This window comes from Citrobacter sp. HN-141 (assembly GCF_033341895.1).
GTDB lineage: Bacteria > Pseudomonadota > Gammaproteobacteria > Enterobacterales > Enterobacteriaceae > Citrobacter.
This window is the reverse complement of sequence record NZ_JAWPBF010000004.1, coordinates 168,406-182,580: the sequence shown is the minus strand read 5'-3', so window position 1 is coordinate 182,580 and position 14,175 is coordinate 168,406. Positions and strand designations below refer to the sequence as shown.

14 protein-coding genes and 2 tRNA genes are annotated in these 14,175 nt (G+C 52.6%); 7 read left to right on the top strand and 9 right to left on the bottom strand.

The annotated features are described in order from the left end of the window. Window position 1: 1 nt before the first annotated feature. From RYZ59_RS06940 to mltB, 8 genes are all read right to left on the bottom strand, one after another. Window positions 2-78: transfer RNA gene (locus tag RYZ59_RS06940), tRNA-Arg, on the bottom strand. A 3-nt stretch (window positions 79-81) separates the two neighbouring features. After that, window positions 82-174, bottom strand: a tRNA-Ser gene (locus RYZ59_RS06935). Window positions 175-564: 390 nt separating this feature from the next. Then, window positions 565-750, bottom strand: a complete 186-nt coding sequence (gene csrA, locus RYZ59_RS06930; RefSeq protein WP_000906486.1) for a carbon storage regulator CsrA — start codon at window positions 748-750, stop codon at window positions 565-567. A gap of 238 nt (window positions 751-988) precedes the next feature. Next, a complete protein-coding gene (gene alaS, locus RYZ59_RS06925; RefSeq protein ID WP_318045760.1) occupies window positions 989-3,616 on the bottom strand; it encodes an alanine--tRNA ligase in 2,628 nt (875 codons plus the stop codon). Between the two features lie 128 nt (window positions 3,617-3,744). Next, a complete protein-coding gene (recX, locus tag RYZ59_RS06920; protein WP_318045759.1) occupies window positions 3,745-4,245 on the bottom strand; it encodes a recombination regulator RecX in 501 nt (166 codons plus the stop codon). Between the two features lie 69 nt (window positions 4,246-4,314). After that, window positions 4,315-5,379: a recombinase RecA gene (recA, locus tag RYZ59_RS06915; protein WP_137382790.1), complete on the bottom strand. Its 1,065-nt coding sequence runs from the start codon at window positions 5,377-5,379 to the stop codon at window positions 4,315-4,317. Window positions 5,380-5,471: 92 nt separating this feature from the next. Continuing rightward, window positions 5,472-5,969: a nicotinamide-nucleotide amidase gene (gene pncC / locus RYZ59_RS06910; RefSeq protein WP_202037939.1), complete on the bottom strand. Its 498-nt coding sequence runs from the start codon at window positions 5,967-5,969 to the stop codon at window positions 5,472-5,474. A gap of 194 nt (window positions 5,970-6,163) precedes the next feature. Beyond that, a complete protein-coding gene (gene mltB / locus RYZ59_RS06905) occupies window positions 6,164-7,243 on the bottom strand; it encodes a lytic murein transglycosylase B (protein WP_170974369.1) in 1,080 nt (359 codons plus the stop codon). 264 nt (window positions 7,244-7,507) lie between these two features. On the opposite strand from mltB, the gene srlA reads away from it, so the two are divergent. The 7 genes from srlA (at window position 7,508) to gutQ (ending at window position 12,475) form a co-directional block, all read left to right on the top strand. Next, window positions 7,508-8,071 carry a PTS glucitol/sorbitol transporter subunit IIC gene (gene srlA, locus RYZ59_RS06900; RefSeq protein ID WP_048213017.1) on the top strand — a complete coding sequence of 188 codons (564 nt, stop codon included), beginning with the start codon at window positions 7,508-7,510 and terminating at the stop codon, window positions 8,069-8,071. Continuing rightward, entirely contained in the window at window positions 8,068-9,039 is a 972-nt protein-coding gene (gene srlE, locus RYZ59_RS06895; protein ID WP_202037937.1) for a PTS glucitol/sorbitol transporter subunit IIB, read from the top strand. The genes srlA and srlE overlap by 4 nt, the downstream gene beginning before the upstream one ends. Before the next feature lie 13 nt (window positions 9,040-9,052). Next, window positions 9,053-9,415, top strand: coding sequence for a PTS glucitol/sorbitol transporter subunit IIA (gene srlB, locus RYZ59_RS06890; RefSeq protein WP_137382786.1), 363 nt, complete (start codon window positions 9,053-9,055; stop codon window positions 9,413-9,415). Between the two features lie 17 nt (window positions 9,416-9,432). After that, window positions 9,433-10,212 (top strand): sorbitol-6-phosphate dehydrogenase, encoded by a 780-nt coding sequence (gene srlD / locus RYZ59_RS06885; RefSeq protein ID WP_003037345.1) that lies wholly within the window; start codon window positions 9,433-9,435, stop codon window positions 10,210-10,212. A gap of 101 nt (window positions 10,213-10,313) precedes the next feature. After that, window positions 10,314-10,673 carry a transcriptional regulator GutM gene (gutM, locus tag RYZ59_RS06880; RefSeq protein WP_137382785.1) on the top strand — a complete coding sequence of 120 codons (360 nt, stop codon included), beginning with the start codon at window positions 10,314-10,316 and terminating at the stop codon, window positions 10,671-10,673. 70 nt (window positions 10,674-10,743) lie between these two features. Beyond that, the gene (srlR, locus tag RYZ59_RS06875) at window positions 10,744-11,517 is read left to right on the top strand and encodes a glucitol operon DNA-binding transcriptional repressor SrlR (protein ID WP_137382784.1); all 774 of its coding nucleotides are present in this window, start codon (window positions 10,744-10,746) and stop codon (window positions 11,515-11,517) included. After that, window positions 11,510-12,475 (top strand): arabinose-5-phosphate isomerase GutQ, encoded by a 966-nt coding sequence (gutQ, locus tag RYZ59_RS06870; protein ID WP_137382783.1) that lies wholly within the window; start codon window positions 11,510-11,512, stop codon window positions 12,473-12,475. Before srlR ends, gutQ begins: the two co-directional genes overlap by 8 nt. Here gutQ and norR read toward each other — a convergent pair. Continuing rightward, entirely contained in the window at window positions 12,472-13,989 is a 1,518-nt protein-coding gene (gene norR / locus RYZ59_RS06865; RefSeq protein ID WP_318045758.1) for a nitric oxide reductase transcriptional regulator NorR, read from the bottom strand. The two genes, gutQ and norR, sit on opposite strands and share 4 nt — an antisense overlap. Window positions 13,990-14,175: the final 186 nt, after the last annotated feature.

Below are 14,175 nucleotides of genomic sequence, written 5' to 3'. Positions count from 1 at the left end.
ATGGTGCATCCGGGAGGATTCGAACCTCCGACCGCTCGGTTCGTAGCCGAGTACTCTATCCAGCTGAGCTACGGATGCAAATGGCGGTGAGGCGGGGATTCGAACCCCGGATGCAGCTTTTGACCGCATACTCCCTTAGCAGGGGAGCGCCTTCAGCCTCTCGGCCACCTCACCAACACGCCTCTTACGAGTGCTTCGAAGAACTTGTTTCTGCTCATCGTCGCTGCGTGGCGCACATATTACTTTCTGGGACTTATAAGTCAAACAATTTTTCCAGAGCTTTTATCGTTTGCACATTTCACGCGCAATTAGTCTGCAAAAACGGCAAAAAGAGTGTTTTATCAACAGATAAATCGGCGTTATACGCAGACGATGTACGAACAGAAAAATCATCGGGGAAGACAATAACAGCATCACTGCAGAGAAAACGACGTGGAATGACAATAATCAGAGAGAAGTCAGATCGGTATAGAAAGAGATAAGAGCGCAATGAGGAGGTAAAAAGTAAGAAAAGAGAATGCTCGATCAGGTTGCGCCTCACCAGACAGGTGAGACGCGAAAACCTTAGTAACTGGACTGCTGGGATTTTTCAGCCTGGATACGCTGGTAGATCTCTTCACGATGGACAGAAACTTCTTTCGGGGCGTTGACGCCAATGCGCACCTGGTTGCCCTTCACCCCTAAAACTGTCACGGTGACCTCATCGCCTATCATGAGGGTCTCACCAACTCGACGAGTCAGAATCAGCATTCTTTGCTCCTTGAAAGATTAAAAGAGTCGGGTCTCTCTGTATCCCGGCATTATCCATCATATAACGCCAAAAAGTAAGCGATGACAAACACCTAAGTGTAAGCAGTCACGGCATCACATTCTGTTAAACCTAAGTTTAGCCGATATACACAACTTCAACCTGACTTTATCGTTGTCGATAGCGTTGAGGCAAACGCTGCGGATTGAAGTCCGCAGCGTCGACTTACGCTTATAATTTTTACAGTTTTGCGCTAACCCAGCCTTTCACACTGGCTAACGCTGCCGGCAGAGCCGCAGCATCCGTACCACCGGCTTGCGCCATGTCCGGACGACCACCACCCTTGCCGCCTACCTGCTGAGCGACCATCCCAATCAGTTCCCCTGCTTTCACGCGGTCTGTCACATCCTTAGACACGCCCGCAATCAGAGAAACCTTACCTTCAGCAACTGTTGCCAGTACGACAACAGTAGAACCCAGCTGATTTTTCAGATCATCAACCATGGTACGCAGCATTTTCGGTTCAACGTCCGCAAGCTCGCTGACCAACAGCTTCACGCCGTTGATATCAACTGCTTTGCTGGAAAGGTTCGCACTTTCCTGCGCTGCGGCCTGTTCCTTCAATTGCTGCAATTCTTTTTCGAGCTGACGCGTACGTTCCAGTACGGAACGAACTTTATCACCGATATTCTGGCTATCGCCTTTCAGCAGCTGCGCAATATCGCTTAAGCGATCGCTCTCAGCATGCACGGTATTCAGAGCACCTTCACCGGTCACGGCTTCGATACGACGAACGCCCGCAGCGGTACCAGATTCGGAGATAATACGGAACAGACCGATATCGCCCGTACGGCTGGCATGAGTACCACCACACAGTTCGGTAGAGAAATCACCCATGCTCAGAACACGCACGTGGTCATCGTATTTCTCACCAAACAGCGCCATTGCACCTTTGGCTTTCGCTGCCTCGAGATCCATGATGTTCGTTTCAATCGGTAGGTTGCGACGAATTTGCGCATTCACCAGATCTTCAACAGCACGAATTTCAGCAGGCTTCATCGCTTCGGTATGCGAGAAGTCGAAACGCAGCACTTTATCGTTTACCAGTGAACCTTTCTGCGCCACATGCGTGCCCAGAACCTGACGCAACGCCGCGTGCATCAGGTGCGTTGCGGAGTGATTGAGACGGATCCGCGCACGACGCGCTTCATCCACATCAGCCTGCACCGCATCGCCCACTTTCAGAGAACCCGCAGACAGCTTGCCAATATGACCAATTGCCTGGCCATATTTTTGCGTGTCGTTCACGGCAAAGGCAAAACCGGCGCCTTTCAGTTCACCTTTATCGCCAACCTGGCCACCGGATTCTGCATAGAACGGCGTCTGGTCCAGAACAACGACAGCGTCCTGACCGGCGTTAATGGCATCTACCGCTTTACCATCAACAAACAGCGCGGTCACTTTGCCGTTCAGTTCCAGGTTCTCATAGCCTTTAAATTCAGAGGCACCATCAACACGAATCATCGCATTGTAGTCTGCGCCAAAACCGCTGGCTTCACGCGCACGACGGCGCTGTTCTTCCATTGCGGCCTCAAAGCCAGCTTCATCAACCTTAATGTTGCGCTCGCGGCAAACGTCTGCCGTCAGGTCAACCGGGAAACCGTAAGTGTCATACAGGCGGAATGCTGTTTCGCCGTCCAGCGTATCGCCAGACAGTTTCGCCAGTTCTTCATCCAGCAGTGCCAGACCACGTTCCAGCGTACGCGCAAACTGCTCTTCTTCGGTTTTCAGAACCTGCTCAACCATAGCCTGCTGACGCTTCAGTTCTTCACCTGCTGAGCCCATGACGTCCACCAGCGGACCAACCAGCTTGTAGAAGAAGGTATCTTTCGCGCCCAGCATGTTGCCATGACGTACCGCGCGACGAATGATACGGCGCAGCACATAGCCACGGTTTTCATTCGACGGGACAACGCCATCGGCAATCAGGAATGCGCAGGAACGAATATGGTCGGCGATAACGCGCAGTGATTTATTGCTCAGATCGGTCGCACCGGTCACTTTCGCCACGGCTTCGATCAGTGAGCGGAACAGGTCAATTTCGTAGTTGGAGTTAACGTGTTGCAGCACGGCCGCAATACGCTCCAGACCCATACCGGTGTCCACGGACGGCTTCGGCAGCGGTTCCATGGTGCCGTCGGCTTGACGGTTGAACTGCATGAAGACGATGTTCCAGATCTCAATGTAGCGATCGCCATCTTCTTCTGCACTTCCCGGAGGACCACCCCAAATGTGGTCACCGTGGTCGTAGAAAATCTCGGTGCACGGACCACAAGGACCGGTATCACCCATCTGCCAGAAGTTGTCGGATGCATAAGCCGCGCCTTTGTTATCACCAATACGAATGATACGTTCGCGCGGAATTCCGACTTCTTTTTCCCAGATTTCATAGGCTTCATCGTCAGTTTCATAGACGGTGACCCACAGACGCTCTTTTGGCAGGGCAAACCAATTTTCGCCGGTCAGCAGTTCCCATGCATATTGAATAGCGTCGTGTTTGAAGTAATCGCCGAAGCTGAAGTTGCCCAGCATTTCGAAGAAAGTGTGGTGACGTGCAGTGTAGCCGACGTTTTCCAGGTCATTGTGCTTACCGCCCGCACGTACACAACGCTGCGAGGTAGTTGCGCGGGAATAATTACGCTTGTCGAGGCCAAGGAAAACATCCTTGAACTGGTTCATCCCGGCGTTGGTAAACAACAAAGTAGGGTCATTGTTCGGTACCAGGGAGCTGCTGGCAACTACCTGATGTCCTTTACTATGGAAAAAATCGAGAAACGCCTGACGGATCTCAGCGGTGCTCTTGCTCATAATTATCCTGAAGAAATCAAGCTAACGAAATGTCATTACCAGCATCGGCATGCAAACTGCGCCTCTGGCAATCGAAAAGTGGGAATAAGATAAGTTTTCTTTACTGGGAAGTAAAATCCCGTATGCGCTCAATCGTCAAAATTTCGCCATATTGCCTGAATATCTTCCATCAGATAGCCGCGATAGAGCAAAAAACGCTGAACCTTAACCTTTTCTGAAAAATCGACAGGTAAGGGTTCGCCATATTTTCTGCTTGCCTGCTCACGCGCAAGTCGCGCCCAGTCAATTTCACATTCCCGCATTGCCCGCTCAATGGCCTCACGGGCGATCCCTTTCTGACCTAATTCCTGGCGCACACGCGCTGGCCCATAACCTTTACGGCTACGGCTGGTGATGAATTGCTGAACAAATCGGTCATCATCAAGATAACGGCTTTCAATACACCAGGCGACAACCTTGTCGTAATCCTCCGGCGTGGCATCAATTTCTTCTGGTCCATTTTTCCCCATCACCGGAGCAGCCAGTTTACGCCGCAGTTCCTGCTCACTGTGGTCGCGCATCGCAAGTATTCGCACTGCGCGGTCAAGTAATCGGGAGTAAGCAGAGCGGCGGGAAGTTGAATCTGTCATATTGAGCCTTCAGAAATGGAAAAGGGCTGCATGATATGCAGCCCTTTTATATGCGATTACGTCAGACTATCAGAAATCTTCGTTGGTTTCTGCTACGTCTTGACCACTGTCATCAACGGAGAAATCTGGCGTTGAATCCTGGTTATTGAGCAGTAACTCGCGTAATTTTTTCTCAATTTCTTTTGCGGCAGCCGGGTTTTCTTTCAGCCAGTTGGTCGCATTCGCTTTACCCTGGCCAATTTTATCACCGTTGTAGCTATACCATGCGCCCGCTTTTTCAATCAGCTTCTCTTTCACGCCCAGGTCAACCAGTTCGCCGTAGAAGTTGATACCTTCGCCGTAAAGAATCTGGAATTCAGCCTGTTTAAACGGTGCTGCAATTTTGTTTTTCACGACCTTAACGCGGGTTTCGCTACCGACCACGTTATCGCCCTCTTTCACCGCGCCAATACGACGGATATCCAGACGGACAGAGGCGTAAAATTTCAGGGCGTTACCACCGGTAGTCGTTTCCGGGTTACCGAACATAACGCCAATTTTCATACGGATCTGGTTGATGAAAATCAGCAATGTGTTGGACTGCTTCAGGTTACCCGCCAGCTTACGCATTGCCTGGCTCATCATACGTGCCGCAAGGCCCATATGAGAGTCACCGATCTCGCCTTCGATTTCAGCCTTCGGCGTCAGTGCTGCAACGGAGTCAACCACGATAACGTCGACTGCGCCAGAACGCGCCAGCGCGTCGCAGATTTCCAGAGCTTGTTCACCCGTATCCGGCTGAGAACACAGCAGGTTATCGATATCAACGCCAAGCTTACGCGCATAGACAGGATCCAACGCGTGTTCTGCATCGATGAATGCACAGGTTTTACCTTCGCGCTGTGCGGCCGCAATAACTTGCAGCGTCAGCGTTGTTTTACCGGAGGATTCAGGCCCATAAATTTCGACGATGCGTCCCATCGGCAAACCGCCCGCGCCCAATGCGATATCCAGAGAAAGCGAACCGGTGGAGATGGTTTCCACGTCCATGGAACGGTCTTCACCCAGGCGCATGATGGAGCCTTTACCGAATTGCTTTTCGATCTGACCCAGCGCTGCCGCCAACGCTTTCTGTTTGTTTTCGTCGATAGCCATTAATTACTCCTGTCATGCCACTTTCGGATTAAACCGTGAAACGTGAAAGATAATGTTCTGTTGAGGCAATTATACTGTATGCTCATACAGTATCAAGTATTTTGTAGAAATTGTTGCCACAGGGTTTGTAACGCATACGCGGTCGCCTGACGACGTACCGACTCACGGTCGCCGCTGAAGCATTCTCGCCGGGTAATCCCCTCACCGCTGACGCTGGCAAAGGCAAACCATACCGTACCCACGGGCTTGTCTTCACTACCGCCATCGGGTCCTGCGATACCGCTAATCGAGACGGCGAAGTCTGCACGGGCGGCTTTTAGCGCGCCAATCGCCATTTCAACGACCACCGGTTCACTCACCGCCCCATGCTGCGCCAGCGTTTCTTCGCGCACGCCAATCATCTGCGCTTTGGCTTGGTTGCTGTAAGTGACAAACCCGCGCTCAAACCAGGCTGAGCTACCGGCAATATCGGTAATAGCTTTTGCCACCCAACCGCCGGTGCAGGATTCCGCTGTTGTCACCGTTGCTCCGCGTGCTTTTAACGCCAGCCCCACCTGCTCACTTAACTGCATCAGTTCACTGTCGGTCATTTCAGCCTCTGTCAGTTAAAAAAATATGCCGGACAAGATAGCACTTTCACAACCAAGATGGGGATAAGGAGAACGTTTTACGAGGGGGATTCCAAAAATTGATCCGTTGCATAAATCAGACCTGCCGGATAGCGATGCCAGCGCGTCTTATCCGGCCTACAAGCGAAATCTTCCTGTAGGCCGGTAACACGCGATTACTGCACGCGAGCCAGCGCTACAGCCTGCCCCAACTGCCACACCGCCATCGCGTAATGTGTGCTGTGGTTATAGCGGGTGATGGTGTAGAAGTTCGGCAGTCCATACCAGTACTGGTAGCCGGTGCCAACATCCAGACGCAGCAGGCTGGCCTGCTGATGATTCCCCAACGACTGCTGCGGTGTCAGGCCTGCAGCAGCAAGCTGAGCAATGCTGTATTGGGTTTTAAAGCCGTTCGCAAGACCCGGTGCCTGACCATTTGCAGGTACTGCCACGGTGTCGCCTTTCACCCAGCCGTGCCCTTTGAAATAGTTCGCCACGCTGCCGATAGCATCGACGGGGTCCCACAGGTTAATGTGCCCATCACCATTGAAATCAACGGCATATTGTTTATAGGAGGATGGCATAAATTGACCGTAACCCATCGCACCCGCAAAGGAACCTTTTAGATCGAGTGGATCATCACTTTCATCTCGCGCCATCAGCAGGAAGGTTTCCAGCTCGCCAGAGAAGTATTCCGCACGGCGCGGATAGTTGAAGGACAGCGTCGCCAGCGCATCCAGAATACGCGTTTTGCCCATCACGCGGCCCCAGCGCGTTTCAACGCCGATAATGCCAACGATAATTTCTGGTGGTACTCCGTATACCTGCCACGCACGGTTCAGAGCATCTTCATATTGATTCCAGAAGGCTACGCCATTTTGCACGTTGTCAGGTGTGATGAACTGCTTGCGATAGCGCAGCCATGCGCCATTAGGTCCGGCTGGCGGCTGCGTTGTGGGTGCCTGGCGGTCCATCAGACGCAATACTGAGTCCAGGCGCTTAGCCTGCGACAGGATTTCCTGCAATTGCTGACGATCAAAACCATGCTTGTTCACCATTTTCTCGATGAACTGCTGTGCATTCGGATTATTGGCGAAGTCGCCGCTTGTTTGCATGACGTTGTGCTGTGGCTCAAGCAGGAAGCCGCCGGATGGCGCACCCGTAGTCGTTTGAGTCTCTGAAGGTTTGGGTTTGCTGCTACAGGCAGCGAGCAGTACGAAAAGGGGGAGTAACGCTACATAACGACGCTTGAACATGAGACATCCATTAAACAAATTCAGCCTGGGGGAAGTATGGTAAAGCATCCTCCGTCATACAAGGAAGCGGTAGTCGCTCTCCTTCACAGAATTTACATCCCCTTTCATCTCTGACCCGCACATTTGCGAGCACTCACACAATAACTTTCAAATTAAAATATTTTCCTTTCATTTTGAGATCAAAATAACACTTTTAAATCTTTCGATCTGATTAAAATTAACTACCGTTTGGCAAGGTAACTAAAATCCCTACAGGAGAGAATAATGATCGACACCATCACACTCGGTGCTGAGTGGTTTATCGGGCTGTTCCAGAAAGGCGGAGAAGTGTTTACTGGCATGGTGACCGGTATTCTTCCACTGCTGATTAGCCTGCTGGTCATCATGAATGCGCTGATTAACTTTATTGGTCAACAGCGTATCGAACGTTTTGCCCAGCGCTGCGCCGGAAACCCATTGTCCCGCTATCTGCTGCTGCCGTGCATCGGCACATTCGTTTTTTGTAACCCCATGACGCTGAGCCTGGGTCGTTTTATGCCAGAGCGATATAAGCCCAGCTATTACGCAGCCGCGTCCTATAGCTGCCACTCAATGAACGGCTTGTTCCCACACATTAACCCCGGAGAGCTGTTTGTCTATCTGGGGATCGCCAGCGGCTTGACGACGCTGGGCCTCCCGCTCGGCCCACTCGCCGTGAGCTATTTACTGGTCGGTCTGGTAACCAACTTCTTCCGTGGCTGGGTGACCGATTTCACCACCGCCATCTTTGAGAAAAAAATGGGCATTCAACTTGAGCAGAAAGTGCATCTGGCGGGAGCAACATCATGACGCGTATTCGTATTGAAAAAGGCACTGGCGGCTGGGGTGGCCCGCTTGAACTGGATGCCGTTCCGGGCAAGAAAATTGTCTATATCACTGCCGGGACACGTCCTGCAATTGTCGACAAACTGGCCAGTTTGACCGGCTGGCAGGCCATTGATGGCTTCAAAGAAGGTGAACCACCAGAGAATGAAATCGGTGTAGCAATCATCGACTGCGGCGGCACGTTGCGCTGCGGGATCTATCCGAAACGTCGTATACCGACGGTAAATATTCACGCGACCGGGAAATCCGGCCCACTGGCACAGTACATTGTTGAAGATATCTATGTCTCTGGCGTGAAAGAAGAAAACATCACCGTTGTCGGTGAAGCATCCGCTACGCCGCAGCCTGCAAGCAGCACTATCGGTCGCGATTACGACACCAGCAAAAAAATCACTGAACAAAGCGATGGCCTGCTGGCAAAAGTCGGTATGGGCATGGGCTCCGCCGTTGCGGTGCTGTTCCAGTCCGGACGCGACACCATCGATACCGTCCTGAAAACCATTCTGCCGTTTATGGCGTTCGTCTCGGCACTGATTGGCATCATTATGGCTTCCGGTTTGGGTGACTGGATAGCCCATGGTCTTGCGCCGCTGGCCAGCCACCCTCTGGGACTGGTGACCCTGGCGCTAATTTGCTCATTCCCATTGCTGTCGCCTTTCCTCGGCCCTGGCGCGGTGATTGCCCAGGTTATCGGCGTACTGATCGGCGTGCAAATTGGTCTGGGAAATATCCCGCCACACCTGGCACTACCCGCTCTGTTTGCTATTAACGCCCAGGCCGCATGCGATTTTATCCCGGTTGGCCTGTCGCTGGCGGAGGCTCGTCAGGACACCGTGCGCGTCGGTGTGCCATCTGTTCTGGTAAGCCGCTTCCTCACCGGTGCGCCTACCGTTCTCATCGCCTGGTTTGTTTCCGGCTTTATCTACCAATAAGAGGCACTCAGAAATGACCGTGATTTATCAGACCACCATCACCCGTATCGGCCAAAGCGCAGCGGATGCACTGTGTGACCAGATGCTGATTACCTTTCGTGAAGGCGCCCCTGCGGATATCGAAGAGTTTTGCTTCATTCATTGCCATGGCGTGCTGAACGGTTCTCTGCAAGCCGGTATCCGTTTCGAACTGGGCCAGCATCACTACCCGGTTACGGCTGTCGGTAGCGTGGCAGAACAAAACTTACGTGAACTCGGACATATCACCCTGCGCTTCGATGGACTAAGCGAAGCGGAATTTCCCGGCACCGTGCACATAGCGGGGCCCGTACCGGACGATATCGTACCGGGCTGTATTTTGAAGTTTGTCGCTTAAGAGTAAAGGAGAGAAAAATGAATCAAGTTGCCGTTGTCATTGGTGGAGGCCAGACCCTGGGGGCATTCCTTTGCCGTGGGCTTGCAACAGAAGGTTACCGCGTTGCAGTCGTGGATATTCAAAGCGATAAAGCGGCGAATGTGGCGCAGGAAATTAACGCCGAGTTCGGCGAAGGTACCGCTTACGGTTTTGGTGCCGATGCCACCAGCGAGCAGAGCGTGCTGGCGCTGTCGCGCGGAGTCGATGAAATATTCGGTCGCGTTGACCTGCTGGTTTACAGCGCGGGCATTGCCAAAGCCGCGTTTATCAGCGACTTTCAGTTGGGGGATTTCGACCGTTCACTGCAGGTGAATCTGGTCGGATATTTCCTCTGTGCACGTGAATTCTCGCGCCTGATGATCCGTGATGGCGTCCAGGGCCGCATTATCCAGATCAACTCCAAATCAGGGAAAGTGGGTAGCAAGCATAACTCGGGTTACAGCGCGGCGAAATTTGGCGGCGTAGGCTTAACGCAATCGCTGGCGCTGGACCTGGCGGAATACGGCATTACCGTGCATTCGCTGATGCTGGGTAATCTGCTGAAATCCCCAATGTTCCAGTCATTGTTACCGCAATATGCCACTAAACTTGGCCTCAAGCCGGACGAAGTGGAGCAGTACTACATTGATAAAGTGCCACTCAAGCGCGGCTGCGATTATCAGGACGTACTGAATATGCTGCTGTTTTACGCCAGTCCAAAAGCGTCTTACTGCACCGGACAATCGATTAACGTCACCGGCGGTCAGGTGATGTTCTAATGTTGAATTGCCGGATGGCGGTTTCACCTTATCCGGCCTACGCCATCCCTGTAGGCCGGGTAAGCGTAGCGCCACCCGGCATATAATCAAGGAGCAATAACATGGTTTCCGCACTGATTACCGTCGCCGCCATTGCGTGGTGTCTGCAACTGGCATTAGGGGGCTGGCAAATATCCCGTTTTAATCGGGCTTTCGATAAGCTCTGCCAGCGGGGCCGGGTCGGCGTGGGTCGCTCCGGCGGGCGGTTTAAACCCCGTGTTGTGGTCGCCATCGCACTGGATGAGCAACAGCGGGTTGCCGATACGTTATTTATGAAAGGTCTTACCGTTTTTGCAAGACCTGGCAAAATTGCCACAATAATGGGCAAACATCTTGATGAATTACAGCCTGATGTGATCTTTCCCCATGATCCGCTTTCGCAGAATGCACTATCATTGGCGCTTAAACTGAAACATGGGTAATTTCGTTGTGAATGCTAATAGCTTGCGAAATTATCATTTTGCAACTTATTAAGTCAGGGTAATCACGCCTATGAAACCTCGTCAGCGTCAGGCTGCCATACTGGAGCACTTGCAAAAGCAGGGAAAATGCTCAGTTGAAGAACTGGCCCACTACTTTGACACCACCGGTACGACCATTCGCAAAGATCTGGTCACTCTGGAAAATGCCGGAACCGTCATTCGCACCTATGGCGGCGTAGTATTGAATAAAGACGAATCTGACCCGCCAATCGATCACAAGACGCTGATCAACACGCATAAAAAAGAGCAAATTGCCGAAGCTGCCGTTCGCTTTATTCACGATGGCGACTCCATAATTCTGGATGCGGGCAGTACGGTGCTGCAGATGGTGCCGATGCTCAGCCGCTTTAGCAACATCACCGTCATGACCAACAGCCTGCACATTGTTAATGCGCTTTCAGAGCTGGACAACGAGCAAACCATCCTGATGCCCGGCGGAACATTCCGCAAAAAATCTGCGTCATTTCACGGACAGCTGGCAGAAAATGCCTTTGAGCAGTTCAGCTTTGATAAACTCTTCATGGGCACCGACGGCATCGATCTCAATGCCGGCGTAACCACATTTAATGAGGTGTTTAGCGTCAGTAAAGCGATGTGCAATGCCGCTCGCGAAGTCATTCTGATGGCTGACTCGTCAAAATTTGGTCGCAAAAGCCCCAATGTTGTGTGTAGTCTGGAAAGCGTCGACAAATTGATTACCGATGCGGGTATTAATCCTGCGTTTCGTCAGGCGCTGGAAGCAAAAGGGATTGAAGTGATTATAACCGGAGAGACCAATGAGTGATGCACTACTGAACGCGGGCCGTCAGACGTTAATGCTGGAATTACAAGAAGCCAGCCGACTGCCAGAGCGACTGGGCGATGATTTTGTTCGAGCCGCCAATACTATCATCCACTGTGAAGGAAAAGTGATTGTTTCCGGGATTGGCAAGTCAGGCCATATTGGCAAAAAAATCGCGGCAACCCTCGCCAGTACAGGCACGCCCGCCTTTTTTGTGCATCCGGCAGAAGCGCTGCACGGCGACTTAGGAATGATTGAAAGCCGCGATGTCATGCTGTTTATCTCCTACTCTGGCGGGGCTAAAGAGCTGGATCTCATCATTCCACGCCTGGAAGACAAATCCGTCACCCTGCTGGCAATGACCGGAAAACCAACCTCGCCACTGGGCCTGGCAGCCAAAGCGGTGTTGGATATTTCAGTAGAGCGCGAAGCCTGCCCGATGCGTCTGGCACCAACCTCCAGCACCGTCAACACGCTGATGATGGGCGATGCGCTGGCAATAGCCGTGATGCAGGCACGCGGGTTTAACGAAGAAGATTTTGCCCGTTCCCATCCGGCCGGTGCGCTGGGCGCGCGTCTGTTAAATAAAGTGCATCACCTGATGCGTCGTGATGATGCAGTGCCACAAGTGACGCTCACCACCAGCGTCATGGATGCCATGCTGGAACTGAGTCGTACAGGTCTGGGTCTGGTAGCGGTCTGCGACGATCAATCGCTGGTGAAAGGTGTCTTTACCGACGGCGACCTGCGCCGTTGGCTGGTCGGCGGTGGTGCGCTCACGACTCAGGTAAGCGAAGCGATGACCCATAATGGCGTCACGCTACAGGCGCAGAGCCGTGCGATTGATGCCAAAGAAGTTCTGATGAAGCGCAAAATCACTGCCGCGCCGGTGGTGGATGAAAACGGTAAGCTCACCGGCGCTATCAACCTGCAGGATTTCTATCAGGCAGGGATTATTTAATCCTTCAGTCCAAGACGCTTCGCCAGCCGGTGCAGGTTGGCGACGTCTGTTTCCAGTGCCCGCGCACTTGCCGCCCAACTGTGATTATTCTGCGTCAGCGCCCGACGAATCATCTCCCGTTGGAAAGACTCTGTTGCCTCACGCAGGTTATGATGTAGCGGAACCTCGGGAAGAACCTGCGACGGCAGGACAGAACTGTCATCCTGTAAAGCAAAATGCTGTGCTTCCAGAACCACTTCATCCCCTGCCCTTGTCGCCCTTGCCAGCACCACCGCCCGGTGAATGGCATGTTCCAGTTCACGAACGTTTCCCGGCCAGCCATAATTCAACAAATGGCTACGCGCGCCGGGGCTTAACACCACACGGGAAAGCCCCAGTCGCAGCCGACATTGCTCGCAAAAATATCCCGCCAGCAACACGACGTCCTCACCGCGTTCGCGCAGCGGTGGCACAGAAAGTGGAAAGACGCTCAGGCGATGAAACAAATCCGCGCGGAAATTCCCGGCCAGCACCTCTTCACGCAAATCGCGGTTGGTTGCTGCCAGCACGCGTACGTCAACGCGCAGACTGCGATCGTCCCCCACGCGCTGAATATCCCCGTACTGCAATACGCGCAGCAGCTTGGCCTGTAGCGCCAGCGACAATTCACCTATCTCATCCAGAAACAGCGTACCGTTGTCCGCCATTTCAAACTTGCCGCTACGGTTGCTGATAGCCCCGGTAAACGCCCCTTTGACGTGACCAAACAGCTCGCTTTCCGCCACGCTTTCCGGCAACGCCGCGCAGTTCAGATACACCAGTGGATTGACCGCACGCGGTGAACCTTCATGGATGGCCTTCGCCACCAGCTCTTTCCCGGTTCCCGTCTCACCGCTGATCAAAACATTGAGATCGGAGCCCGCAACAATCTCGATCTCTTTTTTCAGTTGCATCATATTGGGCGACAGGCCAATCATTTGCGTTTCTTTCACCTGCTCGAAGGCCGTTGACGAGCCTGGCAGCATGTTCTGGCTTTCCAGCTGCTCAATCAGCAGCGCATTACTGAGCGCGCCCGCCGCCAGCGCGGCAATCAGCCTAAGCTCTTCATCACTGAACACATCGAACTGATCGGGCTCCATGCCATCCAGCGTGAGCGCCCCGATCAGATTTTGTCCGGCAAACAGCGGCAATCCGATACAGGCATGCACCTTCAGGCTCTCCTGACCGGGGATCAGCCCATCATAAGGATCGGGCAAATCGCTGTCGGCGGGGAAACGCACCACATCCCCGGCACGGGCAATCGCCTCCAGCCGCGGGTGCCCCTCCAGCGTAAAGCGCCTGCCGAGAACATCCTGCGTCAGTCCATCGATCGCCAGCGGAATAAATTGTCGGGATTCATAGCGCAACAATGCCGACGCATCGCACTCCAGCACCTGGCGTAACGTCGTGATCAGGCGTTGAAAACGGTCCTGATGCCCAATACCGCTTTGTAATTCAATGGCGATGCCCGCCAGCACGTCTACAGAAAAGCTCATGACCACCTCATTGTCATTTTGACAATTTATATTGTCATATTGACAATGAAATGAATAGTCATTTTGACTACCTCTTTGTAGGCAATAAATATTAAATCTTTATAAATCAAATGAATAAAAAGTTGGCACGCAACCTGCAATAAGCAAAACATCTTTTTTAGAAAAACGCGAAATTAATTACTGAGG